Annotated in this window: 24 protein-coding genes, 2 tRNA genes and 2 pseudogenes; 20 read left to right on the top strand and 8 right to left on the bottom strand. The window is 33.4% G+C overall.

Features of this window, described 5'->3' with window-relative positions:
- Positions 1-3: 3 nt before the first annotated feature.
- Positions 4-1,494 carry a sugar ABC transporter ATP-binding protein gene (locus tag AC5LXV_RS10130; RefSeq protein ID WP_493466346.1) on the bottom strand — a complete coding sequence of 497 codons (1,491 nt, stop codon included), beginning with the start codon at positions 1,492-1,494 and terminating at the stop codon, positions 4-6.
- A 51-nt stretch (positions 1,495-1,545) separates the two neighbouring features.
- Entirely contained in the window at positions 1,546-2,490 is a 945-nt protein-coding gene (locus tag AC5LXV_RS10135) for a sugar ABC transporter substrate-binding protein (protein ID WP_110433474.1), read from the bottom strand.
- A gap of 251 nt (positions 2,491-2,741) precedes the next feature.
- Here AC5LXV_RS10135 and AC5LXV_RS10140 point away from each other — a divergent pair, with 251 nt between their 5' ends.
- Both AC5LXV_RS10140 and AC5LXV_RS10145 read left to right on the top strand, forming a co-directional pair.
- The gene (locus tag AC5LXV_RS10140) at positions 2,742-3,836 is read left to right on the top strand and encodes a substrate-binding domain-containing protein (RefSeq protein ID WP_493466347.1); all 1,095 of its coding nucleotides are present in this window, start codon (positions 2,742-2,744) and stop codon (positions 3,834-3,836) included.
- 317 nt (positions 3,837-4,153) lie between these two features.
- A complete protein-coding gene (locus AC5LXV_RS10145) occupies positions 4,154-4,654 on the top strand; it encodes a hypothetical protein (RefSeq protein ID WP_493466348.1) in 501 nt (166 codons plus the stop codon).
- Between the two features lie 71 nt (positions 4,655-4,725).
- Here AC5LXV_RS10145 and recO read toward each other — a convergent pair whose 3' ends face one another.
- Complete coding sequence (gene recO, locus AC5LXV_RS10150) at positions 4,726-5,418, bottom strand: DNA repair protein RecO (protein ID WP_493444738.1); 693 nt, start codon at positions 5,416-5,418, stop codon at positions 4,726-4,728.
- A 153-nt stretch (positions 5,419-5,571) separates the two neighbouring features.
- On the opposite strand from recO, the gene AC5LXV_RS10155 reads away from it, so the two are divergent.
- The 5 genes from AC5LXV_RS10155 (at position 5,572) to AC5LXV_RS10175 (ending at position 10,659) form a co-directional block, all read left to right on the top strand.
- The gene (locus AC5LXV_RS10155) at positions 5,572-7,200 is read left to right on the top strand and encodes a Na+/H+ antiporter (protein WP_493444739.1); all 1,629 of its coding nucleotides are present in this window, start codon (positions 5,572-5,574) and stop codon (positions 7,198-7,200) included.
- Positions 7,201-7,707: a ubiquinone anaerobic biosynthesis accessory factor UbiT gene (ubiT, locus tag AC5LXV_RS10160; RefSeq protein ID WP_181415947.1), complete on the top strand. Its 507-nt coding sequence runs from the start codon at positions 7,201-7,203 to the stop codon at positions 7,705-7,707. It begins immediately after the preceding gene.
- 262 nt (positions 7,708-7,969) lie between these two features.
- The gene (locus AC5LXV_RS10165; RefSeq protein ID WP_493452322.1) at positions 7,970-9,031 is read left to right on the top strand and encodes an alpha/beta fold hydrolase; all 1,062 of its coding nucleotides are present in this window, start codon (positions 7,970-7,972) and stop codon (positions 9,029-9,031) included.
- Between the two features lie 492 nt (positions 9,032-9,523).
- A complete protein-coding gene (locus tag AC5LXV_RS10170; RefSeq protein WP_303803345.1) occupies positions 9,524-9,820 on the top strand; it encodes a transposase in 297 nt (98 codons plus the stop codon).
- Positions 9,817-10,659 (top strand): IS3 family transposase, encoded by an 843-nt coding sequence (locus tag AC5LXV_RS10175; RefSeq protein WP_493466349.1) that lies wholly within the window; start codon positions 9,817-9,819, stop codon positions 10,657-10,659. Before AC5LXV_RS10170 ends, AC5LXV_RS10175 begins: the two co-directional genes overlap by 4 nt.
- Here the strand turns inward: AC5LXV_RS10175 and AC5LXV_RS10180 are convergent.
- Positions 10,636-10,902 carry a hypothetical protein gene (locus AC5LXV_RS10180; protein ID WP_493466350.1) on the bottom strand — a complete coding sequence of 89 codons (267 nt, stop codon included), beginning with the start codon at positions 10,900-10,902 and terminating at the stop codon, positions 10,636-10,638. The genes AC5LXV_RS10175 and AC5LXV_RS10180 overlap by 24 nt on opposite strands.
- A 435-nt stretch (positions 10,903-11,337) precedes the next feature.
- On the opposite strand from AC5LXV_RS10180, the gene sbcB reads away from it, so the two are divergent.
- From sbcB to AC5LXV_RS10240, 12 genes and pseudogenes are all read left to right on the top strand, one after another.
- Complete coding sequence (sbcB, locus tag AC5LXV_RS10185; RefSeq protein ID WP_493466351.1) at positions 11,338-12,774, top strand: exodeoxyribonuclease I; 1,437 nt, start codon at positions 11,338-11,340, stop codon at positions 12,772-12,774.
- Positions 12,775-12,880: 106 nt separating this feature from the next.
- Positions 12,881-13,324 (top strand): CidA/LrgA family protein, encoded by a 444-nt coding sequence (locus AC5LXV_RS10190; RefSeq protein WP_493466352.1) that lies wholly within the window; start codon positions 12,881-12,883, stop codon positions 13,322-13,324.
- Positions 13,321-14,010 carry a CidB/LrgB family autolysis modulator gene (locus tag AC5LXV_RS10195; RefSeq protein WP_110433465.1) on the top strand — a complete coding sequence of 230 codons (690 nt, stop codon included), beginning with the start codon at positions 13,321-13,323 and terminating at the stop codon, positions 14,008-14,010. The genes AC5LXV_RS10190 and AC5LXV_RS10195 overlap by 4 nt, the downstream gene beginning before the upstream one ends.
- 1 nt (position 14,011) lies before the next feature.
- Positions 14,012-14,641: pseudogene (locus AC5LXV_RS10200) on the top strand (SanA/YdcF family protein); the annotation flags it as partial.
- A 340-nt stretch (positions 14,642-14,981) separates the two neighbouring features.
- Positions 14,982-15,710, top strand: a complete 729-nt coding sequence (gene artP / locus AC5LXV_RS10205) for an arginine ABC transporter ATP-binding protein ArtP (RefSeq protein ID WP_034882147.1) — start codon at positions 14,982-14,984, stop codon at positions 15,708-15,710.
- A 29-nt stretch (positions 15,711-15,739) separates the two neighbouring features.
- Positions 15,740-16,474 (top strand): transporter substrate-binding domain-containing protein, encoded by a 735-nt coding sequence (locus tag AC5LXV_RS10210; protein ID WP_034882148.1) that lies wholly within the window; start codon positions 15,740-15,742, stop codon positions 16,472-16,474.
- 128 nt (positions 16,475-16,602) lie between these two features.
- A complete protein-coding gene (gene artQ, locus AC5LXV_RS10215; RefSeq protein ID WP_493460174.1) occupies positions 16,603-17,322 on the top strand; it encodes an arginine ABC transporter permease ArtQ in 720 nt (239 codons plus the stop codon).
- Between the two features lie 9 nt (positions 17,323-17,331).
- The gene (gene artM / locus AC5LXV_RS10220) at positions 17,332-18,009 is read left to right on the top strand and encodes an arginine ABC transporter permease ArtM (RefSeq protein WP_493452318.1); all 678 of its coding nucleotides are present in this window, start codon (positions 17,332-17,334) and stop codon (positions 18,007-18,009) included.
- A 1-nt stretch (position 18,010) separates the two neighbouring features.
- Entirely contained in the window at positions 18,011-19,846 is a 1,836-nt protein-coding gene (uvrC, locus tag AC5LXV_RS10225; RefSeq protein WP_110433555.1) for an excinuclease ABC subunit UvrC, read from the top strand.
- A 107-nt stretch (positions 19,847-19,953) separates the two neighbouring features.
- Positions 19,954-20,508, top strand: a complete 555-nt coding sequence (gene pgsA, locus AC5LXV_RS10230; protein ID WP_034882154.1) for a CDP-diacylglycerol--glycerol-3-phosphate 3-phosphatidyltransferase — start codon at positions 19,954-19,956, stop codon at positions 20,506-20,508.
- A 219-nt stretch (positions 20,509-20,727) separates the two neighbouring features.
- Positions 20,728-20,815, top strand: a tRNA-Leu gene (locus tag AC5LXV_RS10235).
- A 17-nt stretch (positions 20,816-20,832) separates the two neighbouring features.
- A tRNA-Gly gene (locus tag AC5LXV_RS10240) sits at positions 20,833-20,908 on the top strand.
- A gap of 244 nt (positions 20,909-21,152) precedes the next feature.
- On the opposite strand, the gene AC5LXV_RS10245 is transcribed toward AC5LXV_RS10240, so the two are convergent.
- The 3 genes and pseudogenes from AC5LXV_RS10245 to AC5LXV_RS10255 form a co-directional block, all read right to left on the bottom strand.
- On the bottom strand, positions 21,153-21,317 hold the full coding sequence (locus tag AC5LXV_RS10245; protein ID WP_417935495.1) for an SDR family NAD(P)-dependent oxidoreductase: 165 nt from the start codon (positions 21,315-21,317) through the stop codon (positions 21,153-21,155).
- Positions 21,318-21,355: 38 nt separating this feature from the next.
- Positions 21,356-21,526 (bottom strand): annotated as a pseudogene (locus AC5LXV_RS10250) (SDR family NAD(P)-dependent oxidoreductase); the annotation flags it as partial.
- Positions 21,527-21,735: 209 nt separating this feature from the next.
- Positions 21,736-22,116, bottom strand: a complete 381-nt coding sequence (locus AC5LXV_RS10255) for a VOC family protein (protein WP_065578774.1) — start codon at positions 22,114-22,116, stop codon at positions 21,736-21,738.
- A 127-nt stretch (positions 22,117-22,243) separates the two neighbouring features.
- On the opposite strand from AC5LXV_RS10255, the gene AC5LXV_RS10260 reads away from it, so the two are divergent.
- Positions 22,244-23,218, top strand: coding sequence for a helix-turn-helix transcriptional regulator (locus tag AC5LXV_RS10260; protein ID WP_086362241.1), 975 nt, complete (start codon positions 22,244-22,246; stop codon positions 23,216-23,218).
- Positions 23,219-23,608: 390 nt separating this feature from the next.
- Here AC5LXV_RS10260 and AC5LXV_RS10265 read toward each other — a convergent pair whose 3' ends face one another.
- Positions 23,609-24,754: a T6SS immunity protein Tli4 family protein gene (locus AC5LXV_RS10265; RefSeq protein ID WP_493466353.1), complete on the bottom strand. Its 1,146-nt coding sequence runs from the start codon at positions 24,752-24,754 to the stop codon at positions 23,609-23,611.
- Positions 24,755-24,780: the final 26 nt, after the last annotated feature.

Raw genomic sequence — 24,780 nt, forward strand, 5'->3', positions numbered from 1 at the left:
TCTTTAAGCTCTCCCTGTTGCTAATTTCATAATCTTTTCCTGAGTAAGTTCATGACGTGATAGTTCACCTTGGATTTGACCATTAGCGACGACACAAACTCTGTCACACATATTAATAATTTCGGGTAATTCAGAGGAAATCATGATAATGGCAATACCATTGGCACATAATTCATCAATAATTTGATAGATTTCAGCTTTAGCACCGATATCAATTCCTCGAGTCGGTTCGTCTAAAATGATGATTTTAGGTTTAGTCGCTAACCATTTAGCTATCACCACTTTTTGTTGGTTGCCACCACTTAACTGCCCAACAATTTTGTCAGCACTTGGTGTTTTGATATTCAGTTTTTTGATATAGTATTGAATAATTTCCTTTTGCTTTTGTTGATTCACAAAGCAACCATGCATAAATTGTTTTAATACTGTAATTGTTAGATTAAACGCGATACTATTACCTAATATAAGCCCCTGTTTTTTCCTGTCTTCAGGTATCAATGCGATGCCGATATCAATTGCATTTTGAGGAGATTGGATGTTAACTAACTTATTATCAAAATAAATTTCACCACTATCGTATTGGTCTGCGCCAAAAATTGCCTGCATGATTTCACTTCTTCCAGCCCCCATCAGACCAGAAAAGCCCAAAATTTCACCTTTTTTTAATTTGAAATTTACATTATGAAAAACGCCTTTTTTTGACAGATTTTTAACTTCTAATAGACATTCTCCATCTGATTGATAATGGCGTTGATAATAATTATTTAAATTACGCCCCACCATCATTTTGACTAACTCATCAATATTCGTTTCTTTTGTATTGACTGTATCAACATAACTACCATCACGTATCACAGTAATTCGGTCAGTGATGGTAAATAGTTCATCCATACGATGGGAAATATAGATGATACTAACGTTATGTTCAGTTAGTCTTTTAATCATAACAAAAAGTTGTTCTACTTCTTTATCGGTTAAAGAAGAAGTTGGTTCATCCATGATTAAAATGCGGACATTGAAGGAAATCGCTTTAACGATTTCAATAAGCTGTTGTTGAGCTATGGTTAACTCATTTACAGGGCGTAATACATCAATAGTTAGCCCCATACTTTCCATCATAGTTTTGGCTTTGGTGATCATCTGTCGATGATCTTTAAAACCTAACCTTGTTTTTGGTTCTCGTCCCAAAAATATATTTTCATACACGCTAATATAAGGAACTAAGACAATTTCTTGATGAATGACATTAATTCCTCTGGATTGCGCATCTTTGATACCATTGATTATCTCAGTTTTTCCATTAATTTTAATTTCACCGGCATCGGGTTTATAGATGCCACCGATAATTTTAATTAATGTTGATTTGCCAGCGCCATTCTCACCTAATAATCCATGCACCTCACATGGATTTAAATTAAAATGCATATCTTTCAGAGCATGAACACCAGCAAATTTCTTTTCTATATGAGATAGTTGTAATACAACTTGTTCCATATCTATATCACCTTATTGATTGCAATAGCTATAACCGGGTTAAGCAGATTATTATTGCCAAACTTTTACGCCATTTTTTTCAATCATTTCTTTGGTGATAGGAAAAGTTGGTACTAAGATTTCTTTCGCGACCGGTTCTCCTGCTAATACTTTTTTGCCGACTTTATAGGTTTCTTTCGCTAATTGAATAGGTGCTTGGGCGACAGTTAAGGTTAAGTCACCGTCACTGAAAGCTTTTTTACCGTCAGGAGAACCATCAACTGTGTATACTTTGACATTTTTCAGTTTATTCGAAGCTTTCAATGCAACAACTACCCCTAAAGCCGAAGGATCGTTAACTGCAAAAAATGCTTGTAAATCAGGGTGAGCTTGAATGATATCTTCAGCAATTGGCATCGTCACTTCTAATGCACATTTACCATTTTGCTGTGATACCACATTAAATTTACTTTTATTGTCACCTAATCCAGCATAAAAACCATCAGCTCTTAACACACTAGCACGATTAAAAGGACAATCGATCACAGCAATTTTGGCGCCATTAGGAAAATCTTTAGCCATCTGTTCACCATTAATTTTACCGGCTAAGAAATTATCAGACGCCACTGTACTAACAACTAAATCATCATCACTAATCGGATTATCAATAACTACCACAGGGATCTGTTTTTGTTTAGCTGCCAGTAAACCTTGTCTGATCCCCTCAGAATCCACCGCAATTAAATAAATAATATCTACTTTTTGATTAATCACATCTTCCATCATAGATATTTGTTTAGCTTGGTCATATTGGGGGTCAATGAGTATATAGTGATCACCATTTTGTTTAGCTATTTCAGAAAACGTATCAGAGATAGCTGTGAAAAAAGAGTTGTTTAAAGTTGAAGTGATAAAAGCAAACTTAATAGGCTTATTTTCATCGGCGTTTACAAGTTGAAAACAACCTGTAAAAAATATAATTGTAATTGTTAAGCATGTTGCTATGAATTTTTTCATAAAGACACCTCAGATAATTAAATGATTTATAGAAATAATTTACTAATTATGTAAAAGCATCAAAAATATCTACCAAATATTTTGCGCAAATTCAGTCTAATTATCTGCAATAATCTAAACAACATTAATCTATAATTTTTGTGATTTATGATATCAAAGTCACTTTTTTTTAAAACTTGTAAAATTTAATTTATCAAGTTTACAGGTTATGTCATACTAAACATATTATTAAAAGTCTAATAGGTAGCAACATGGCAAATAAGAGTGAGCAGATATATCAAGAAATAGTATTGCAGATCAAAAGTGGAGTTTTAAACTGCAATAGTGCTCTCCCCTCTTCATCTGATTTAAGCTTGATATATAAAACATCGAGACCAACAATAAGCAAAGTTTTTTCAAAATTAAAAAATGAAGGTTTTATCGAAGGTAAGCAAGGTGGTAAGTTCTATGTTAAACCACCTAAAGATCAACAAGTAAGCAAATATATTTTTGGAATATTGGCCCCAAGGTTGGAGCAAGATGAGAGTAGAATGATTCTTGATAGTTTGTATTCAGAGATTGCTAGTTTAGCTAATGACTATCAATTTTCTCTTTTATGGGCTGGAATGTTGACTAAAAGCCAAGATATTCAATCGATTTTAAATGACGTGGAAAAAGTCATCATTAATTATACTAAGAATAACATTAACGGCATATTTTTTACTCCTTTAGAATTTCATCCTTACGCCAATATTATAAATCAAAAAATAATGGATTATCTATCACTTTATAAGATACCTTGCATATTATTAGAGAGAGACTACTGTGTTTTTCCTTGTCGTGGTAATGCTGACTTAGTCAGTATTGATAATATTGCCGCCGGTTACATTGTCACAAACCATTTCATTCAACAGAAAAATACGCGAATTGCTTTTCTCTCAAAAAGTGATTCGGCTAATACCATTGCTTTAAGAATAATAGGATATAAACAAGCACTATATGACGCAGGTATTACAAAAATTAATGATTGGATAATTCAAGTGCCACAAATAGATGAAATAGTCATCAATCATTTAGCAAAATTAAATATCAAGCACGTTGTTTGTGGTAACGACTTTACAGCAATGCAATTGATCTCATTGAATCAAAGAATAAATCCAAAGCAAAAATTATTTACGATCAGCTTTGATGATGCTGATTATGCTGGTCATCTATCTACCCCGCTGTCTACTTATAAACAACCGTTAGCAAGTATAGCTTTGACTGCGGTAGAAACTTTAATCCAAAGAAGAAATAATCCAACCTTACCGACTCGTACTATATACGTAAATGGTGAATTAGTTATCCGAGCATCAAGTGGAGCATGATAAAAAGCTAAATGATTAACTGATAAAAGACATCCAAAGAAATTAATATATAAAATTAAAAATAATTGATGGACATATTTAGAAAAGGAAATATTACTGAATAAATTTTACAACATATATAATTTATTAGTGATTGGTTTAATCAGTTTAATTTTAAGGTGATGTTAACAAGCAATCAATACAAAGCCTCAAATTATAGATGAATAGGAACACAATGGGGTGACGGAGTCGAATCTCATGTTCGTGAAGTTGAATTAGCGTGTCTTAAGGATACACCAATAGATGTTGCGGTAATTCACTATTCTAATAAAGCATTTATGAATGGAAAAGCAGTTCAAGAACTCAAGCTCAATAGCGATGTTGGTATGTCAATAATTGATGATAACAATAATAAATGGTTGCTTATCAAACAGGCTGATGAAATCAATATGCTTGGTGAAGTGGGCAAAAAATATCAACTTTATTATATCAATTATTCAAGAAATACTTATGAAGTTGTAGCAACTGTTAATGGATTAGATGTTATCAACGGAAAAGCAGGTTCATTGAACAATAATGGTTATATCTTAAGGCCATTTAGGACGCTATCAATTAAAAGGTTTCCAAAAAATGATAGTGAAGTTGCTGCATTTACTTTTTCGCAAGCATCAAAAGTTTATGCAAATCATACCGATGAAGTTTCAGCAAACAATATTGGAGTAATTGGTACAGCAATCTTCCTATTGGAAACTAGTTATGAACATAAGGAATTATCAAACCCAAACGCTTTTCCTGTCGATAGTCACGATAGTAAATATGCTAAACCGCCAAGATACTAAATATGAATTACTAAATGATAGTTTGTAGAATATTCCACCAATAGTTATTGGTGGGATAGCTAAATCGAAAACTAAATTTTTAGAAATAACTCCCTGCTTTTAAAAGGTTTCGAACCAACATAAGGTTTTAAAGCCATTCGAGTAAAACGCTTTGCGGCTTTGAGTGTATCGGTGTTATGAAACTGCCTATTACCTAAGGCTAAAACTTGCTCGCCAGTAAAACTGGTACTATTTTGTAACAAACTACTAATAAAACCTTTTTCTGACTGATATTGATAATGCATGGTTTTAACAATATCATCGCCCGTTGCACTGCAATGAAAAAAATCAACGTGATACCCCAAATTATCAAGTAAAGCCAATTCAAATGCTCGCAGTACGTTTTCAGCAGGAACTTGTTGTGCTAATTGCTGTATACTCGTCAGATAATCATCAAATAACGTGGTAATTTCGGTTTCGGCAACTAGCACTCGATGTAATAACTCATTTAAATAGAAAGCACTATATAAAAAAACAGAAACTAGCGGCAAGGTAAGCGATATCGCTTCTACTTGGCGTAAAGTTTTTATTTCACCTTTTCCGGAATATTGAACTATTAATGGTGTAAAAGGTTGTAAAATACCTTTTAGTGCCGATCGTTTACGCCTAGCACCTTTGGCTAAGATGGTTACCTTTCCGCCATCTTCAACGAATAAATCGACTAATAAACTACTTTCACTATATGTTCTGGTATGAAGTACAAATGCTCTTCGCCAATTTTCCATCTACAATGCCTGTCAATTAAATTATTAGTTTTTTTGATCAAAAATAGAGGTTGGTTAAAATTTGAATAATTTTGTGTAATTTTAACCTGAATTTATATTAAAAATCCTATATAATAGATAGTTATATATGGGATAACTAAAAAAAGAGTCGCTATGGAACTATTTTCAACAATATTACTGATTGTATTAATTGTATCACTTTCTGGTGTCATTATAAAAATGTTACCAATACAAATCCCATTACCACTAATGCAAATATTACTAGGTAGTATTCTTGCTGCTCTAGGCATTTATTTGGAGTTTAATTCAGATTTATTTCTTGTTTTATTCATTCCCCCTCTACTTTTTGCTGATGGTCGAAAAACTTCAGTAAAAGACTTTGTACATAACGTAAGAGAAATTGTTGGATTAGCCCTTGTTCTTGTCGTTATCTCCATTGTTGCTTTGGGGTATTTTCTCCATTGGATGTTACCAGATATTTCAATGGCAGCCGTATTTGCCTTAGCAGCAGTATTATCACCTACTGATGCCGTTGCACTAAGTGGTATTGTTGGTAAAGGAAGAATTGAAAAAGAGAAGATGGAAATCATTGAAGGTGAAGCCTTAATGAATGACGCTTCTGGTCTGGTTTCCTTAAAATTTGCACTTGCAATTGCTGCTGGTGCATTTGAATTCAACTTATTACAAATCAGTATATCTTTCTTTGTGGTTGCTATCGGTGGTTTAGCTGTTGGGGTTATATTCACTTGGTTATATGCGCGTATTTTACGTAAAATAAACCAACTAACCAATAATGACCCAGCAATCCAAATTGTACTGTTATTCCTACTACCATTTGCAGCTTACATCATTGCTGAAGAGTGTCACTGTTCAGGCATTTTAGCCGCAGTAAGTGCAGGTATGACAGTTAATCATTCAGGAATGATGCGTAATGCACCTCTAACAACGCGCTTACAATCAGATAGTGCCTGGTCAATGTTAACTTTCGTATTTAACGGTTTTGTCTTCGTTTTATTAGGTATTCAATTACCAAGTATTTTGACTAATACATTTGCTGAAAATCAAACCGATACATCCATTGAATTATGGCAACTATGTCTAATTGTATTATTCGTTTTTGTAGTATTAATGGGGACTCGATTTGCTTGGCTTTGGGCAATGAAAAAGATGCCTGCAATGCCTTTTGGTACTAAACGTTCATTAGCATTTAGTTCATATACAACACGCGATCTTTGGATCTCAACTTTTGCTGGAGTTCGCGGAGCAATCACACTAGCTGGGGTATTATCTATTCCAATAACCATTGCTGGGCGCTATCAATTAGTATTTATCGCCGCGGGTATCATCTTGATATCTTTAATATCCGCTATTATTATATTACCTATCTTATTACGCGGAAGTGTGATTTTGGATAATTCCGAGCAAGAAAACGAGATTTTAACTGTTAAAGGACAAATGGCCGAAGAAGCTATTGTTAGTCTAGAAAAAATGCAGTCTAGTCTTTTACAAGAAACGTCTGAAGCAGGTTTAGATCAAGAAATTATTCATGAAGTTGGTTCCCGGGTTATTGGTTCATTGAGACGCCGAACTGGTCTTAAAGATTTGGAACAAAAAGCACTTGAGGCTGAAAATCTTGAAAGACGTATGCGTTTAGTGGCAATTGGTGCGGAACGTACAGCATTGCTGCAAATGAAAATTCGTGATGAAGTTAGTGAAGAGGTTTATGAGCATCTAAATACAGATTTAGATATTTATGAGAAGATGATCTCTGGAGATGCCTAAATGATTGGCAATAAACACCAATTTCTTGGCACAATTCATTCACAATTTGTCGAGAAAGCGCCAAAAATGTTGGGGATGACACTACGCTGTATCCCCTTCAACTTAAAAAAACGAACTATCGAACAATTATTACAATTACAATTCAAACACTCACTTGAAGATGGTGACTTAGATTTTTTAGAAAATCGTTGGCTTAAAATTCAAGTTACAGATCTTCAGTTGGTTTGGTTTGTCAGTTTGATTGATAACAAACTTGTGGTTAGTCGCGAGGAAATACCAGATGTGAGCTTCATCGGTAATGCTAATGATTTAATTATGATTGCGACTAGACGACAAGATCCTGATACCTTATTCTTCCAACGTCGATTAATTGTTGAAGGTGATACTGAATTAGGTCTTTATGTAAAAAACTTAATGGACTCAATTGAAATAGAAGCTATGCCTAAATTCTTAAGATTAACTCTTGAAAAGTTAGCTGACATTATTGAAAGTGCACCTAAAAACTAAATAGCTAGATCAAATCTATATAAGAAAGAGAATAATATATTCTCTTTTTTAATAACGAAAACATCTAGATTTAAGCTTGATAAATTTATTTCTGAATTTAATTATTTAATGTATATAAACGGACTTTTTATTGGATAACAGCCGTTTAATAAACTGTTATGCTTGCTAACGTTGATTAGAATACTACAACGTTGATATTACCTTCCTTGCCTATCTCTTACACAAATGTTTCATAACATAATTATGATGGAGAGCGTCACTTATGAATACTATGAAAAAAGTACTGCTATTTTTTATTTTTCTAACATTTGCTGTACCAGGATTTTGTAACGAATTTTACAACCAATATGAAGGTGATTATATTATTAAGAATTTTAAATTTAATGATGGTAATACCATTGAAAATTTAAAAATTCATTATGTCACAATCGGCAATCCCAAAGGAAAACCCGTATTAGTTTTACATGGTACGGCTAGTAATGGGGCTTCAATGCTTAATGACACTTTTGGCCATGTCTTATTTGATAAAGGTATGCCATTAGATGCTGAAAAATATTTTATTATATTACCTGACGCAATTGGCACAGGTAAATCATCAAAACCTTCAGATGGCATGAAAGGTAACTTTCCTCATTATGATTATTCAGACATGGTTAACGCACAATATCAACTTTTGAAAAATGGATTAGGTATAAATCATCTTGAACTTATTATTGGTAATTCGATGGGGGGCATGAATACTTGGTTATGGATCACTAAGTACCCGGACTATATGACCGCGGCAATTCCAATGGCAGCAACCCCTGCCCCAATGTCTAGTCGAAATTGGATTATGAGAAAAATGATCATTAATTCAATTAAAGATGATCCTGATTGGAACAACGGTTTTTATAGCCAACAACCAGAAAAATTCCAAACTATCTATAATTATTACGATATAGCAACTAATGGTGGTGATATTGCTTGGCAAAATAGAGCCTACAATACTGAAAAAACAGAAGAAATATTGTCAAATAAGTTAAAAGAACGAATTAATATGGATGCCAATGATTTTTTATATCAATGGGATGCCGCAAGAAACTTTGATCCAACACCAGATTTAACTAAGATTAAGGCGTTTATTTTAGTTATTAACTCAGAAGATGATGAAAGAAATCCGCCAAATACTGGTGTGATGCAAAAAGCGTTGAAAGATATTGTAGCAGCCAAATATTATCTTATCCCAGCCAGTGACAAAACCAGTGGTCATGGCACAACAATGAATGCTAAATTATGGATAGAAGAGTTAAAAATATTTCAAAAAGAACTTGATGCTTATTATTAATTTAAGTTTGTTACATAAGTAACTATAAAACGGAGAAGAGGATATTCTTCATCCTCTCCCCCCAAATTTTTCTACTTTTTTGTAATTATTTTTTCAATCTGAAAAAAACAAAAAACATTTGAGGTTTTTAATTTAGAATTGATCCACTTTGCAATTATTCCATTTTTGTACAATAACCTTCTGATTTTATTTTCGAATATATATGTTCATTTTTATTAGCGATATCTTTTTTCTTGAAAAATAATTCTTCTTTAATTGAAAAATGTTTATCTGAACTTATAACCATTGATGTTATTATAACTATCGACCCTAATTTGTCATTATTAGTATCAGTTTTACCTAAATACTTATTAATTTTATTAATAGTACTAACATTATCCTTGTATACCCAATCTTTAGCATTATCTTGTTTAAAATATAATGGATAGGCTACACTAATTCGTACAACTTTTTTAAGGGATAAGATAAACTATTCTAAAAAAGGAAAATACCATGAAAATAAAACGACGAGAAAGACGAACCTATACAGATGATTTTAAACAGCAGATGGTAACGCTCTATCAACAAGGTAAAACTCGCAGTGAATTAGTTTTACAGTATGAATTAACGCCATCAGCATTAGATCGATGGATAACACAATACTCCACAACAGGTTCATTCAAAACTAAAGATAATCGAAGTACTGAAGATAATGAGTTACTCGCCCTGCGCAAGGAGAATAAACGATTATTGATGGAAAACGATATCCTAAAGCAAGCTGCACTGATAATGGCACGAAAATCGCAGTGATACAATCAAATCGACATCGCCATTCATTGAGTTGGTTGTGTCGATGTTTAGGTGTATCAAGGCATTACTTTTATTATCAGTGCAAAATGCGCCTTGAAAAAAAAGTTTTAAAGTATGCACAAGAGATTCAATCTATTTTTAATCGTAGTTATCAATCTTATGGTACGCGAAGGATACGAAAAGCATTGTCAAACCAAGGTATAATCGTATCGCGTCGTTATGTGGCTAAAGTCATGAAAGCATTATCATTGAAATCAAAATATACCGTAAAACGGTATAAAAACCGTTCTAAAGAAGTTAATTCCGTTACGATTGCCAACGTATTACAGCGAAATTTTACTGTGGGAGTAAAAGCAAATGTTATTGTCGCTGATTTGACTTATATAAAAGTGGGGCAAAAATGGAATTATCTGTGTGTATTACTCGAACTTTCAGCACGAAAGATAGCCGGATTCAGTGTTGGACAACACAAAACAGCCGAGCTTGTTATGCAAGCATTAAGCCAAATTAAAGCACCATTATCCTCAATCGCACTATTTCATTCAGACCGAGGAAAAGAGTTTGATAATCAATTACTCGATAGTTGTTTTGAGGTATTTGCTATCACTCGCTCATTGAGCCATAAAGGATGTCCTTACGATAATGCTGTTGCTGAAGCGACATTTAAGACAATTAAAACGGAATTTGTCAAAAATGAGATATTCACCAATACGAATGAACTACGACAACGTTTTTCTGCTTATGCATATTGGTACAACAACAATCGGCTGCATTCATCATTAGGTTATTTGACGCCGATGGCATTTAATAAACAGTTACCCCTTAATTTTGTTGTATGAAAAAGGGTAGACATTCCATAATTTACCTTCTTCTAACTTATATTCCTCAATCGAAATAACCTCATTTTCTTTTGTATAGTTAGATAGTTTGCCATTATTATCTTTTGCAGAAAATTGTTCTAATTTACATTCCCACTTACCAACAAGGTACTTATCTGAATTAATTGTATTATTTGTATCCTCATTATCTCCACAACCAGATAACGCAAAACCAATCAAGCCAACTAAAATTATTCTTTTCATATTATCCTCGTAACTTTTAAATAATGGTAAGTTATTTAAAAAATCTGAGCAATAAAAAGAATGCATTGCGAGTAAATGAATTTTGATGATGAGTTTTATTACTAGCTACATGACGGTTAATATCCCAATTGTTAATTTTTGACCATTTTCCTTACATCCATAACGAAATTAGAATTCAATAGTCTCTTTTTGTGATATCCTTAAAGCTAAAATTGTCATCTATAATCTCAGGTAATCTCTTTAATAATGTTAAGAGTTACTCTTAAAGTGCTATTTTATTTTTTTATCTGCAGGAAAAAACTAAGAGCATAATTATGTACACAGCTGCAAATCAAAAAATGAAAAAATATTTAAACTAAAATGAGTAAAATTAAACAAATCAATAATTAATCGAAGATTAATAAATAAATGAACAGATGAGATCAAAAAACAATAATGGAAAACAGCACAAATCAACCTACTTTTTACTTCCACGATTACGAAACATTTGGCATAAATCCTGCTTTAGATCGCCCCGCCCAGTTTGCTGGCGTAAGGACTGACAGTGACTTTAATATTATTGAAGAACCTTTAGTCATTTATTGTCAGATAGCTCAAGATTATTTACCTGATCCTGAAGCCGTGCTAATAACAGGAATAACACCCCAAAAAACGAATCAAAATGGTATTTGCGAAGCTGAATTTACCAAATTAATCCATCAAGAATTTAGCCGACCAAATACCTGTATCTTAGGCTATAACAATATTCGTTTTGATGATGAAGTTACTCGCAACATCTTATATCGCAACTTTTATGACCCTTATGCCTATAGTTGGCGCAATGGCAATTCCAGATGGGACCTGCTTGATGTCGTTCGTGCCTGTTATGCTTTAAGGCCGGAAGGAATTAATTGGCCAACAAATGATTCAGGTTTTCCTAGTTTTCGGTTAGAAGATCTCACTAAAGCTAACAATATAGAACATGAGCATGCGCACGATGCTATGTCTGATGTCTATGCCACGATTGCGATGGCAAAATTAATTAAACAAGCACAACCCAAATTATTCAACTATTTTTTTAATCTACGCAATAAAAATAGAGTTGCCGAACTGATTGATATTGCCAATATGACACCAATCATTCATGTGTCAGGCATGCTAGGTAGTCATCGTGGTAACATGGCACTGGTTAGCCCTATTGCTTGGCACCCGACGCAAAAAAATGCTGTGATTGTTTGTGATCTCAGCGGTGATATTGATTCGCTCATAACGCTACCAGTTGAAACTATTCGGGAAAAACTCTACACCAAAACCGAAGATCTTGAAATTGACGAACAGCGGATTCCATTGAAATTAATTCATATTAATAAATGCCCAATAGTCGCACCATTAAGCACTCTTCTTCCTGATAATGCTAAACGTTTCAATCTTGATAAACAGAAATGCCTAACCAACCAACAAAAATTGTTAGAAAACCAAAATACATTGCAAAGTAAAATGTATGAACTATTTAATGTGAGCAATGAATATTCTAACAATAATATTGATGTTGATGCGCAAATCTATGCGAATTTTTTAAATGGTCAAGATCTGTTGAAATGTGAGACAATACGCGCCACTCTCCCCCATTTATTAGACAGCTTATCTCTAAATTTTGACGATTCACGATTAGCAAAATTATTTTTTCGTTATAAAGCAAGAAACTATCCACAAACATTAACTGAACAAGAGTTGCGTATTTGGCAAGATCATTGTCGCGACATATTAAATCCGCATAAGATTCAAGATTATTTACAAACCCTTGAACAATTTGCAGAAATTTATACACAACAGCCTGAAAAATTGAGCTTATTAAAGCAGCTATACCAATATTGTCATTATTTAGTTGGATAATTGAATCTGAGGAGCGTATCATATAATTCAGTTCGGAGTTCTGTGTCATTTTTCAATCAATAACTAACAGCCAAAATTTTAGCTTAAAATATCTAGCATTTAACTTATGAAACACTTTTTAGCCAAACATGCAACAATTAAGCATCGACTCTATTCTTTATATTACACACTATTTAGTTATGGTCGAGGCTTAATTATTTTAACTCTCTGTTTATGGGCAGGTAACATTGTTTCTGCAATATTGCCGATCATGATCCCTGGCAGCATTATTGGTTTATTGATTTTGTTTTTTTTATTAGCTTTTCAATTAATACCAACCTGTTGGATCAAAAATAGCTGTAATCTTTTCATGCGATACATGACTATACTCTTTATTCCAGCTGCAATGGGTATTATGGATAATTATTCATTACTTTTAGCTAATTGGATCCCGATTATCTTTGCTAGTGTTGGTGGTTCGATTATTGTCCTATATTTAACAGCTTATTTAACTGAGCATTTACATAAGCCAGTAGCTAAAGCGTCTGACAATAAGGAAAAACAATCATGATATGGATGCTACCATTAACTATTGTGGTTTTTCTGATTATTCGAAGAATCTCATTTAAAGTAAAAAACCCGCTATTTAATCCATTAGTTATTTCGGTAATTGTCTTAATTCCTATTTTATTAATAACTAGAACGAGCTACATTGAATATGTTAAAAATGTAAAGATTATTAACGATTTACTTCCCTATTCTGTCGTAGCTTTGGCTTATCCTTTATATGAACTTATTCCACAAATAAAGGCTCGTTGGAAATCTATTATGATGATTACCTTTACTGCTTCTATCGCTTCTATGGTGACAGGTGTCTGTATTGCATTATGGTTAGGTGGTAGCAAAGAAATTGCAGCATCAGTATTACCTAAATCTGTAACCACCGCCATTGCAGTCACCATTGCCAGTAATGAAGGTGGTGTTCAATCTATCGCAGCTTTATGTGTAATACTTGTTGGGACATTAGGCGGTATTTTTGGCCATCAATTGTTAAACTTTGCTAAAATCAAAACGGCTTCAGCAAGAGGATTGTCAATTGGTGCGGTGTCACATGCCGTTGGTACGGCTCGCTGTATTGAAATTGATTATAATGAAGGGGCTTATAGCTCCCTATCATTGGTATTATGTGGTATTATGACCTCATTAACAGCCCCATTTTTATTTCCAATAATGATCTTTATTTTTGATTGGTTTTAGCATGACGTTAAAAAAGTTTATTGCTTATTTTATTGCCTTTTTGTTATCACTATTTGCTTTGGTGATTGGTCTCGACTTTTGGATTAGCTATAAAACAGCGCCTTACATCTATCATGATGAAAATCAACTTCCTTATCAAAAAATTGGGGTGGTATTGGGTACTTCAAAATATGTCAAACATGGGGGAATTAATGGCTTTTATCGAAATCGGATAGATGGTGCTATTGATTTATATTGGCAAGGTAAAGTCGACTATCTATTATTAAGTGGAGACAATGCTCAATTAAATTATAATGAGCCAATTATGATGCAAAAAGATCTGATTAAGGCTGGTATCCCCAAAGAAGCGATTGTATTAGACTATGCTGGATTTCGCACCTTTGATTCTGTTGTTCGTGCCAATAAGGTCTTTAATGCGGATAAATTTACCATTATTACTCAAGAATTTCACTGTCAACGTGCGATTTTTATAGCACTCGCTCAAGATATCCAAGCACAATGTTTTGCTGTTCCTACTCCTAAACAAATGAAATTGGTGCGCATCCGAGAAATGTTTGCGCGCGTTAGTGCTTTTATTGATCTTTATATCCTTAATAAAGAACCCAAATTTCTTGGTCCATCCATCCCTATCATTAATAATGAAAATTAATAAAGATTAAGCGACTAAAACAAGTTGAAGAATGCCGTTTTAGAGCTTATATAGGATTAAATTATAAGAACTAATTTATAAGAGCTATAGTATCTTTATGCTTTTTTTACAATTTAGATGATTATCTATGACATTATTCTTTATAATCATAAATATAAATTTATATAGCGTTAATATTATGCGCATAAAAAAGGTGAGGAACAGAATTTTATAGCATAAATATCAGACTAAAACACGTTTGTCTAATAATTTAGATTGCATTTTTATGCAGAAAAAAGTAATATTTAGTCAATTAAAATTTAAACAATTTATCAAAAAAATAATGAATATTGAATTAAGCCATATTAACTGTTTTTATGGTAAACATCAGGCATTGAATGATGTCTCTTTATGTTACCCTTTAGGTGAAACGATTGTTTTACTAGGTCAAAGCGGTGCAGGTAAAAGTTCTTTGTTGAAAGTATTTAATTTACTTGAAATTCCATCATCAGGCGAAATGACGATTGCTGATTCACATTTCGATTTTTCGCAAAAGATAAGTGAATCAACGATTCGGTCGCTACGCAAAAATGTTGGCATGGTTTTTCAAAATTACAACCTATGGCCACATTTAACCGTGTTGGAAAATTTAATTGAAGCACCATGCCAAGTATTAAAATTATCGAAACAAGAAGCTAGTTATAAAGCGATGTCAATTTTAGCTCGTCTACAAATTGATGAAATGGCTCATCGCTACCCTCTCCATCTTTCAGGTGGTCAACAACAACGCGTCGCGATTGCTAGAGCATTAATGATGGAACCTAAAATTTTGTTATTTGACGAACCGACTGCGGCATTAGATCCAGCAATCACATCGCAAGTTGCCGAAATTATTAATGAACTTTCACGAACCGGCATTACACAAATTATTGTTACTCACGAAGTCGATTTTGCGCGTAAAGTGGCTTCACAAGTGATTTACATGGAACATGGTAAAATTATAGAGCAGGGACAACTCGAGTGTTTTGCTCATCCCAAAACCGAAGAGTTCAAAGCTTATTTATCACATTAATATTAATAAAAATCTGATTGGGTGGATATATGAAAAAAACATTACTAGCTATTTTACTTGCAGGATCTGCATTTGCTGCTCAAGCAGCGGAAACTTTAACCATTGGTACCGAAGCAACTTACGCGCCTTTCGAATTCACTAATGATAAAAATGAAATTATCGGTTTTGATATAGACGTTATGAATAAACTTTGTGACGAAATGAAAGTATCTTGTAAGATTGTTAATCAATCATTTGATGGTTTAATTCCTAGTTTAAAAACCCGTCGAATTGATGCCGCTATTGCCGGTATTGATGTGACCCCAGAACGTCAAAAACAAGTTGCTTTTACTAAAATCTATTATGATGATAGTTCAATCCAATTTATTACCTTGAAAGATACATTAACTAACCTTGACCAATTAAAAGGTAAAAAAGTAGGTATTCAAAAAGGTACCACTTACTTGAAATACTTAACCGAAAAATATCCTGATGTTAAAGCGGTAAGTTATGACAGCTATCAATTTGCTTTCCTTGATTTAAAAGCTAAACGTATTGACGCCATTGTATCAAGCTCTTTTGTTGCGGGGGAATGGTTAGGAAAAGATACTGAGATCGTTCCTTTAGGCGATAAGATCACCGATCATGAATTCTTTGGTGAAGGTTTAGGTATTGCTCTACGTCAAGGTAATGATCAATTACTTGAACAATTTAACCAAGCAATTGATAAATTAAAAGCAAATGGTGAATTGGATGCTATATATAAAAAATGGTTTAGCAAATAATCATTAATTACAAAATCTGTTCTTTGAGATCTCGCCGCAAATCTTGCGGCGAGTTTATTTTTTAATTTAACTACGGTTTTTTTATGTCAGACTTTTTTGCACACAGTATGGAGTTGTTACTCCCTTCTATGGATGGGTATATTTTGCCGCTTACGAAAGCAACCGCGATTACGTTATCATTAGCGTTAGTATCATTAGTCGTTGGAATGTTTTTTGCGTTCATATTTACTATTTTAGAAGCGGTACCATTCAAACCTGTTGCATGGCTAATGTCGTTGTTCAATTTAACCATCCGGGCATTACCGGAATTATTAATTGTAGTTGCAATCTATACCGGTTTACCTCTGTTATTAATGGCACTAGATGATGGTTTTACTATTCCGCTAACATCAATCACCATTAAAATGAATATTGAAAATACTCAGCCCGATCCATTTTTATGTGGTGTTTTTGCTTTATCTTTACTTTATGCCGTTTATGCCTCACAGACATTACGTGGCGCCTTCAAAGCGATTTCCAGCGGTCAAAAACAAGCGGCTCAAGTGTTAGGATTAAGTAAATCTCGTACTTTTTTTCGCATTATCATGCCGCAAATGTGGCGACATGCATTACCAGGTTTAAGCAATCAGTGGTTAATTTTATTAAAAGACACCGCGCTTGTTTCAGCAATTGCGATAGATGATTTAATGATGCAAACCAAAACAATTGTTGCTAGAACCAATCAACCTTTTTTATGGTACTTTATTGCGATGATTGTTTATTTAGTGATATCAATTTTCAGTCAAAAAGTTATTTCACGTATTGAAAAACGTGCTACCCATTTTGAACCATCAGTCAATAGTCAGTAAGGTCATTTTATGTCTGATAATTTTATTTTCTATCTTAAAATCATTCTTCAAGGTCTACCTGATACATTAAGCCTGAGTATTTTTGGAATATTATCGGCTGGTATTTTGGCTATTGTCTTTTCATGTCTTTTATCATTGAATTCTAAGTTGTTAACGAAAACAATTCGGACTTATATTATTATTTTTACCGGCTCACCATTATTAGTGCAGTTATTTTTAATCTATTATGGACCGTCACAATTTGGTGAATTCTTAAGCAAGTATCCTGCGTTTTATGATTTTATTTCGTCACCTTGGTTTTGCGCTTATATAGCATTAACCCTTAATAGTGCCGCTTATACCACCCAAATTTTTTACGGTGCATTAAAATCTATACCACAAGGGCAATGGCAAGCATGTAGTGCTTTAGGGATGAATAAAAGACAGACTCTTAAAATTTTGATGCCATATGCATTAAAACGAGCGCTTTCTACTTATTCTAATGAAGTCGTATTTGTGGTTAAAGGAACAGCATTGGCGTCAATGATTCCGGTTATGGATTTAATGGGTTATAGTAATGCACTAAATGGTGAATACTATGACTTCTCAATTTTTGTGGTCGCGGGGCTTATTTACCTCTTGATAAATGGCATTTTAAGCACCATTATGAGGATAATAGAGAAAACAGCCCTCACCTTTGAAAACTAAAATGAGCCAATTTGATTCAACAGCTTTCTTAAAAACAGTCCCACATAAACCAGGTATCTATCAAATGTTTAATGATAAAGATACCATCATCTATGTGGGAAAAGCGAAAGATCTAAACAATCGTTTAAAAAGTTATTTTAATAGTAGTAAAAAAACCATCAAAACGGATCGATTGGTGAGCCATATTCATCGTGTAGAATTTACTATCACCAATACTGAAACCGAAGCACTATTACTTGAACAAACTTATATCAAAAAATATCAACCAAAATACAATGTTTTGCTTAAAGACGATAAAAGCTACCCTTTTATCAAATTAAGTAAAGAAAGACATCCACAATTGTCGTTGTATCGAGGGGCGGTTAATCGTAAAAAGGATGAGTTTTTTGGTCCTTATCCTAGTGGTTATGCGGTTAAACAAATTTTAGCTTTATTACAAAAAACCTTTCCGATAAGACAATGTCTAAATAGTACTTATCGAAATCGAACGCGTCCTTGTTTACAGTATCAAATCAAACGCTGTTTAGGCCCATGTGTACCGGGTTTAGTCAGTGATGAAGATTATAATGAACAAGTTAATTACGTTAGATTGTTTCTTTCCGGACAATCAGACCAGATTTTGCAAAAAATTACTGCAGATATGCAAAAAGCCAGTAGTGAGCTTAATTTTGAAAAAGCGGCCGCACTGCGTGATCAGTTACAAGCAATTAAACACATTAATGAAAAACAGGCGATATACAATAATAATGATAATTTAGACGTGATTGGCTTCCACTATGAACTTGGTTTAGCTTGTATTTATGTACTCTTTATTCGAAATGGTCAAACATTCGGGCATCGTTCTTATTTTCCGAAAGTGCCGTCTAATACCGAACTTGAAGAGGTGATCGAGACATTTTTAGGGCAATTTTATCTACAAGGCAATCAAAATAGAAATATTCCGAAGAAAATTCTTCTCAATTTTTCATTGTCTGATAAACAGGCAATGGAAGACACTTTATCACTCGTTGCTGAACATCAAGTTAAATTAGTCGATGAGCCCAAAGGTGATAATCTAAAATTACTAAATATCGCGACAGTTAATGCACAAACTGAAGTTAAAAATAAATTACTTGAAAACTCAACCATTAAACAAAGATATGATGCATTAAAAGCCTTTTTGGGCATTGATAAAATCAATAGAATGGAATGTTTTGATATCAGCCATTTTATGGGTAAAAACACCATTGCCTCTTGTGTGGTTTTTGATGATAAAGGCCCGGTTAAATCTGAGTTCCGTCGCTATAATATCACCGGTATTACTCCAGGTGATGATTATGCAGCAATGGAACAGGTTCTAACTCGCCGTTATAGTAAGAAAGATCTTCCTGAAGATAAAGTGCCTGATATCATTTTTATTGATGGCGGAAAAGGCCAGCTTAACCAAGCATTGAGAGTTTTTGATAATTTACAAGTAAACTGGGATAAAAATCACCCTATTTTAATTGGTGTCGCCAAAGGTGCTGAACGTAAAGAAGGCTTAGAAACACTTTTCTTTGAAGCGCATGGTAAAGGTTATTATTTAGATTATCACTCCCCTGCTTTACTATTGATCCAACAGATCCGTAATGCATCACATGATCATGCGATAGTTGGTCAAAGGAAGAAAGGCGTTAAGCAGTTAACCGACAGCGCTTTAGAGCATATTGAAGGCGTTGGAGGCAAAAGACGCCAAGCATTACTTAAGCATTTTGGTGGGCTTAGAGAGTTAAAAAATGCCAGTATTGATGAAATTGCCCAAGTACAAGGCATTTCAAAATCATTAGCTGAAAAAATTTATCTAAATTTACAGCAATAACACATTGAAAAATTAACATTTTTCAGGCAACATAAGCAAGCAGAAAACCCTGTTTTTTTAATTATCACTAACCATTTGATTAATAAAACAATATGAGCTAATGTCACATGAAAATTAATTTACCTACATTCTTAACATTATTTCGAGTCATACTGATTCCATTTTTTGTGTTGGCATTCTATCTATTTCCTCATGAATGGTCCGGTTTTTTTTCGGCATTGTTATTTTTAATTGCTGCCGTTACTGATGTTTTTGACGGTTATCTTGCCCGCCGATTAGGTCAAACAACTAAATTTGGTGCATTTTTAGATCCTGTTGCCGATAAAATAATGGTAACAATCGCCTTAGTACTCATAACCCAATATTATCAAGCGTGGTGGATTTCTATTCCGGCTATCATCATCGTTTCTCGAGAAATCATTATCTCTGCATTAAGAGAGTGGATGGCTGAAATTGGCAAACGCAATAATGTTGCCGTCTCATCAATTGGCAAAATTAAAACTATTGCCCAAATGACAGCATTAACTTGGTTACTTTGGCGTCCTTGCGATCTGGTTATATATGCAGGGCTAGCTGCCCTACTTATTGCAACTGTGTTAACTTTATTATCTATGTTGCAATATCTTTGGGTTGCTCACAGTGATTTATTAGACGAAGATTAAACATATTCATAAAAATGGCAAAATTATCTATACAGTGCCTTAATAATTAAGTTCGCTAAATAATTTTGCAAAAATAGGCAAAATAGCCTAATTTAACAACTAATCAGTCAAACATTGAGCAATCAAACCATTAATTTGAAATTTTTATTGACTGAAATGATAAGATAGGTAAAATGCACAGCATCCAAAGCGCAGTTACCTTTCGGTACTAAGCTTTGAGCCCGGGTGGTGAAATCGGTAGACACAAGGGATTTAAAATCCCTCGGCCTTTTTGGCCGTGCGAGTTCAAGTCTCGCCCCGGGCACCATTTAAAACACTTCTCATGCGGGAATAGCTCAGTTGGTAGAGCGCAACCTTGCCAAGGTTGAGGTCGCGAGTTCGAACCTCGTTTCCCGCTCCAATATAACATCCAGTATAGTCCGTTAAAGTCCACAAAGCTCGGAGTTTAAAAGTGATTTAACTGTTTTACTTTCCAGTATAGAACAAAGTAATCCTGAGTCATTCAAGAGAATTTAGTCCAAAAATGTGTTATCTTGATTTCTATGAATTCTTTTTTTGTTGGATAACTCGTATCGTACTCAGGACTAACTGATGATTTATCAATCCAATCAGTAGCATGATGACCTGACTCTACAATTGATGTTTTAAATTCTGGTATTTTGTATTTCTAGATTTAACGATTCAATAAAACTTTCAATCGCAGGTTTTGATCCGTTATAAAAACCTATAGAAGGAAAATTTACTAAACCCGCAAAACTTGAAATTTGGATAATGTACCCATGTTTTTGCTGTTTCATAATTGAAAGCACTTCCTGAATAACACGTTAATGAACCAAAAAAATTTGGTTCAAATACGTTGGCTGTCCTGTTCTGCTGCTGTTTCAACAGGGCTAAAGAGACCATAACCAGCATTGTTAATTAGTACATCGATTCTTTTAAATAATTTAATGTCTTCCTTTACAACTTTTTTGATTGATGCTTCACTAGTAACATCCATCTGAACTGAAATGAAATTTGAGGAATATTCTTGTTTAAATACATATTAATTATTAATATTTCTTGCAACACCGATTACCAAATCACCTCGATCCAGAGCAGATTTTGCCCAAGCGAAACTCAAACCACAAGATGTTCCCGTGATCAACCATACTTCTCATGAAATGAATTCCTCATAAACAATGGCTGCATAATGAAGCATCCGTTATTTCAATTTCTTAAGATATCTTTTTATTGAAATTTTGAAGTGTCGGTAGCACAAACACGGAGTCGATGACCATCGGGATCATTTCCTACAAATGTGTATCCGAAATCGAGCATTTGGGGTTCAAGTTCAATTTTGACGTTTAGTTCCTTCCATGTCGCATAAATCTTATCTACATCATTTTTTGTTACATCACTAAATGACAACTCAAAACCACCATAATGATTCGGTGCCTTTGGAGTTATTTCATCAGCACCTTGTAGCCCCAAAATAAAATTATCATTCAATAAAAATACAGCGAAACCAGGATAAGTTTCAATAGGTGGGCGCCCTAGTATTTTTGTGTAAAATTCAGTACTAGTATCGACATCTTTGACATAAACAATAACGCTATTAGGTTTAAACATTTTTTGTTTCCTCTTAGTGATAAAAATTAATTTAGTTAATTTTGGTTATCTATATTATGATGTAGCATTGATGACAACTGTATGTCATATTTAAAATTTAATGTAAATTATTTTGTAAACATAAAGCATGAAAATTAATCGTATAATTACTATCATAATGGTATTGCTTCAAAGAGAAAAAATAAGCGGTAAAGAATTAGCAGAAAAATTAAATGTATCATTGCGTACTATTTATCGAGATATACAAGTTATTGAGGGAGCAGGAATACCCATTATTACATATCAAGGAAGTGCGGGCGGAATAAGTATTTTAAAAACTTATAAAGTTAATACAAGTTTATTCACTAAAGAAGATGTCATTGTTTTATTAAAAGGCCTCAACTTGTTATCCTCACCGGTTATAAAAGAAAGTGAAAATTTAAGAACTTTTGAAAAAATTAAGAGTTTTTTATCAGAACAAGAACTTGATGAAGAAGTTACAAATAATTTAAATCAACTAATTGTTGATTTATCACCTTGGTTTTCTAAGCAAAATATTAATAAAAAAATTTCCATTATAAGACTGGCACTTAATGAGCAACTACTTTTATCGTTTAATTATTTGGGGGTTAAAAATAAACAAACCTCGCGTTTGATTGAGCCATATAAACTTATTTTTAAGGAAAAACAATGGTATTTACAAGCTTTTTGCCTAAATAGAAATGATTTTCGTATATTTAAATTGTCAAAAATGTCAAACATTAGAGAAACTAATACTAAATTTATTAGTCAGACTGTTCCTGAAGTATTTTCTTTATTTGAAAAGGATATGAAAAAAAAGATTTTTAAAATAAAATTACTAATAGATGAATCTCTTTTGGATCGCATTTTAGATTTTTGTGACGAAAAAGATATTAAGAAATTAAACGAACAACAATATCTTGTAAATTTTAACTTTATTGATGATGACTACAGTTATGGAATTTTGCTGAGCTTAGGTCATAAATGTATTTGTTTAGAGCCTGAGCATATACGTCACGAAATGGTTGAACGCGCGGAAAAATTATTTAAATCTTATAAAAACGCTGCCAATTCATTTATGTCAAATTATTCTATCAAATGACTTGTCAATGAATAGCCTCATACCATTAAATGATAAGGCAAGGTCTAGTAAATAAGTTGTTATTGTAATTTGAGTCCGTGGAAGTCCATAACAATCCATAAAGTACCACAAAAAACTATTCCAAAAATTAGTCCTGAAGGTTAGCGAAAGCAATATTAGTGTCTGGATAAATTTTTTATATACAATAGGTTATGAAACTGGATTCGAACCTCGTTTCCCGCTCCAATTCATAATGTATAAAATTGTACTAAATATACATCTTAATATTTTTTATTAATATATGTTCGTTAGCACAGTAAAGGAAGTGAATATATTATTATCTTGATCCACGCAAACTAATTCTACCAGAAAACGCCTTAATAAATTAAGGCTATTCCTCAAATAATACGTTTACTTCGATTCAAAAGCACTTTCGCGTATTCGAATAGTGTTGGTGATTTCACGCCAAATGACCATCAATTGCTCTTCAGTATATCCTTGTGTTTTGTCTTCGGGAACTCTATAGGTCATTTCTACGCGTAATCGTGGCGTTTTATAGGTTGGATCGGTAATATGAATACCTAAAGTAAATATATAGTCTGTATAATTATTATTAACGCCTTGGGGCTCTTCAAAATATTTGCCTTTGACAACCCACTCTTCCAATTTCAAACCATGGCTTTCACGGGTTCCTTTATAGATGGTATGTCCGCTACCTTGTGTAAAATAAGCTTCGGGCTTATCAAGTAATGCATAGTCATCGGCAAAATCATTAAATTCAAAATAGAATGAAAAATAGTCATTACTATTATCGTGCCGATAACCATAATTCATATCTTTCCATTCGCGATCCTCCCCCTGCATAAAACTGTTAAACATACAAAAACCTGGCGTGGTTGGGATAGTCAAATCATCGCGCGGCTTAATCCGGTCAAAAAGTTTACGTAGCTCAATTAATTTTTGAGAGACATTATTCGCATAAGATTCTGGATCTTTTATCCTATCTTTAGCATATAATTCCCCAGAGCCATTACGTGCTTTCATCTCAATTTGTAAAGTCACGTCATCTTGCCAACGATAACCTTCTAAAACTCTAAGAACATCATTCAGATCAGGATCTATCATTCGTTCAAAAATAATACCTTGCATTTTATCAGGATTATTTGTCTGTACTTTATATACCTGTTTTAGATATTTGCCATAGATTTGGTCAAGAGGCTTAGTATTTTCTAGATCCTGCTTGCGCTGGGCAATCATCTGTTTAAACGATGGTAAATACTGCTGTTTGGTAGTAATGGTAATATCACCACTACTTTTGTAATAAAAGATGCCCTCTTTATAAGCTTTAAATTCAACGGGCAGTTCGATTAAATAAGTACCAATACAGCGTGTGGGGGAGTTTGAAATTAACGAAGTCACCGACTGCTGCTTTTTTGATGGTAATGTAATCCTTCGAATATCCTTGTTAAATGCCTGACAACTACTCAATACGGTCAATGCCAAAACTCCAACCATCAAACCGCCATGAAGTTTATTTAGTTTAGAAAAGCTAATCATTTAGAATTACCTCCTGCATCAAAAAA

It is taken from the genome of Gilliamella sp. LMG 34359 (assembly GCF_984569085.1).

Excerpts from the sequence above, each read along its gene's own strand:
- AC5LXV_RS10130 (WP_493466346.1), bottom strand. The coding sequence starts at position 1,494 with ATGGAACAAGTTGTATTACAACTATCTCATATAGAAAAGAAATTTGCT.
- AC5LXV_RS10135 (WP_110433474.1), bottom strand. The coding sequence starts at position 2,490 with ATGAAAAAATTCATAGCAACATGCTTAACAATTACAATTATATTTTTT.
- AC5LXV_RS10140 (WP_493466347.1), top strand. The coding sequence starts at position 2,742 with ATGGCAAATAAGAGTGAGCAGATATATCAAGAAATAGTATTGCAGATC.
- AC5LXV_RS10145 (WP_493466348.1), top strand. The coding sequence starts at position 4,154 with ATGAATGGAAAAGCAGTTCAAGAACTCAAGCTCAATAGCGATGTTGGT.
- recO (WP_493444738.1), bottom strand. The coding sequence starts at position 5,418 with ATGGAAAATTGGCGAAGAGCATTTGTACTTCATACCAGAACATATAGT.
- AC5LXV_RS10155 (WP_493444739.1), top strand. The coding sequence starts at position 5,572 with ATGGAACTATTTTCAACAATATTACTGATTGTATTAATTGTATCACTT.
- ubiT (WP_181415947.1), top strand. The coding sequence starts at position 7,201 with ATGATTGGCAATAAACACCAATTTCTTGGCACAATTCATTCACAATTT.
- AC5LXV_RS10165 (WP_493452322.1), top strand. The coding sequence starts at position 7,970 with ATGAATACTATGAAAAAAGTACTGCTATTTTTTATTTTTCTAACATTT.
- AC5LXV_RS10170 (WP_303803345.1), top strand. The coding sequence starts at position 9,524 with ATGAAAATAAAACGACGAGAAAGACGAACCTATACAGATGATTTTAAA.
- AC5LXV_RS10180 (WP_493466350.1), bottom strand. The coding sequence starts at position 10,902 with ATGAAAAGAATAATTTTAGTTGGCTTGATTGGTTTTGCGTTATCTGGT.
- sbcB (WP_493466351.1), top strand. The coding sequence starts at position 11,338 with ATGGAAAACAGCACAAATCAACCTACTTTTTACTTCCACGATTACGAA.
- AC5LXV_RS10190 (WP_493466352.1), top strand. The coding sequence starts at position 12,881 with ATGAAACACTTTTTAGCCAAACATGCAACAATTAAGCATCGACTCTAT.
- AC5LXV_RS10195 (WP_110433465.1), top strand. The coding sequence starts at position 13,321 with ATGATATGGATGCTACCATTAACTATTGTGGTTTTTCTGATTATTCGA.
- artP (WP_034882147.1), top strand. The coding sequence starts at position 14,982 with ATGAATATTGAATTAAGCCATATTAACTGTTTTTATGGTAAACATCAG.
- AC5LXV_RS10210 (WP_034882148.1), top strand. The coding sequence starts at position 15,740 with ATGAAAAAAACATTACTAGCTATTTTACTTGCAGGATCTGCATTTGCT.
- artQ (WP_493460174.1), top strand. The coding sequence starts at position 16,603 with ATGGATGGGTATATTTTGCCGCTTACGAAAGCAACCGCGATTACGTTA.
- artM (WP_493452318.1), top strand. The coding sequence starts at position 17,332 with ATGTCTGATAATTTTATTTTCTATCTTAAAATCATTCTTCAAGGTCTA.
- uvrC (WP_110433555.1), top strand. The coding sequence starts at position 18,011 with ATGAGCCAATTTGATTCAACAGCTTTCTTAAAAACAGTCCCACATAAA.
- pgsA (WP_034882154.1), top strand. The coding sequence starts at position 19,954 with ATGAAAATTAATTTACCTACATTCTTAACATTATTTCGAGTCATACTG.
- AC5LXV_RS10255 (WP_065578774.1), bottom strand. The coding sequence starts at position 22,116 with ATGTTTAAACCTAATAGCGTTATTGTTTATGTCAAAGATGTCGATACT.
- AC5LXV_RS10260 (WP_086362241.1), top strand. The coding sequence starts at position 22,244 with ATGAAAATTAATCGTATAATTACTATCATAATGGTATTGCTTCAAAGA.
- AC5LXV_RS10265 (WP_493466353.1), bottom strand. The coding sequence starts at position 24,754 with ATGATTAGCTTTTCTAAACTAAATAAACTTCATGGCGGTTTGATGGTT.